This window comes from Flammeovirga sp. EKP202, from assembly GCF_014534745.1.
Lineage (GTDB): Bacteria > Bacteroidota > Bacteroidia > Cytophagales > Flammeovirgaceae > Flammeovirga.
The window spans coordinates 1-1,241 of sequence record NZ_JACVVP010000113.1; the positions used below are offsets into that span (position 1 = coordinate 1).

At 35.9% G+C, this 1,241-nt stretch carries 3 protein-coding genes; all 3 read right to left on the minus strand.

Features of this window, described 5'->3' with window-relative positions:
- Positions 1-183: 183 nt before the first annotated feature.
- Genes IC221_RS29160 through IC221_RS29715 form a run of 3 tightly spaced genes read right to left on the minus strand, consistent with a single transcriptional unit; the run spans position 184 to position 1,150 of the window.
- Complete coding sequence (locus IC221_RS29160) at positions 184-462, minus strand: hypothetical protein (protein ID WP_188172308.1); 279 nt, start codon at positions 460-462, stop codon at positions 184-186.
- A gap of 23 nt (positions 463-485) precedes the next feature.
- A complete protein-coding gene (locus IC221_RS29165) occupies positions 486-740 on the minus strand; it encodes a hypothetical protein (protein WP_188172309.1) in 255 nt (84 codons plus the stop codon).
- Positions 737-1,150 (minus strand): hypothetical protein, encoded by a 414-nt coding sequence (locus IC221_RS29715; RefSeq protein WP_223241535.1) that lies wholly within the window; start codon positions 1,148-1,150, stop codon positions 737-739. Before IC221_RS29715 ends, IC221_RS29165 begins: the two co-directional genes overlap by 4 nt.
- Positions 1,151-1,241 lie beyond the last annotated feature (91 nt).

The window sequence follows — 1,241 nt, forward strand, 5'->3', positions numbered from 1 at the left end:
GAAGAATAGGCTAGCCTTTACAAAGCAGGACTAGGTTTTAAATTTTAGTAGAATGATCGAACAAGTAGTGTCTAAAGCAGGCATTACATCTATGTCCGATATCTACAAGAAATTAGCTGAACGGTAATCAACCGCCGTATACGCGGTCCGTACGTACGGTGGTGTGAGAGGGTCTCCGCTAGGCTAATCGCCTAGCGGCGCTCTACTCGATTGTAGCACGTTTTTTTCTTTATTAAACCATTCAAGAGCAATTGTCCTAGTCTTATTTCTATAGAATTCAGTCCATTTAGATTTGAGATTCTCATTCTCAATTCCATTTGTCAAACATTCCATTTCCACTCCAGCCTTAATTCCTTTTTTAAAGAATTCAATTCCATAATTTTCGGTTGAATCAATTAGAGATTTATAGTTCTTGTTAAGCTCATCTTTGTAGTCTTCGATTGAATTAATGAAGTCAGCCATAATTTCAAATCGTTGCTCTTTTGTCAAACGAGGAATAAAAATATGGGTATCGTAGTTTTTTCATTAGCTATAATCGCCTCTTTAATATCCCGTTCTTCCTCTTTGGTCAAGCCTGACTCGTATTCGGATTTACACTCAGAAACTAATGAATGGTCAAAAATATGAACTCCAATAACTTTCAAATCTCTTTTTCTGAGATAGAAAGTTTCATTCATAGAGGCAAAAGAGTATGCAAAAGCCGAAATTAAGAATTCTATATCTGTGCTTTGCTCTTTCATTCAAGTATTTTATCAATTGAAACTCTGTCAACTTTTAGCCTTTCCAGAATAAATTGGGCGAATTGTTTATTTGACTTTTTGTATTTATCAAAATCATCCAATAGTCCTGAAGCATAAAGTCGCTCATTTACAGTCATCCCACCAATTCCATTCAATTCTGGTCGTTCAAGCGCACTCATAATTTTTTGCTGAAGTCCTCGCCATTCATGCTGTCTTCTGATTCGAGCAATGATATCCAAATCTTTATCTCCATGAATGTCTCTCATTCTGTAATCAGCTTCTGAAGGGTTCTCGGGATTTACAAATTCGTTAATGCTTAAATTGAACAATGCTTGCCCAAATCGAAGAGAAGGGTCTCTGTTCAGTGCTTCCTCAATTGCTTTCAATATTATTCTGTGCTCTTCAGTCATTATTCAATGTGCTACAACAGTTGAGGTAAGTTTTGTCTCTCAACTATCCTCTAAATTATAAAATGTAGTTCGAATTATAAAACTTACCGAA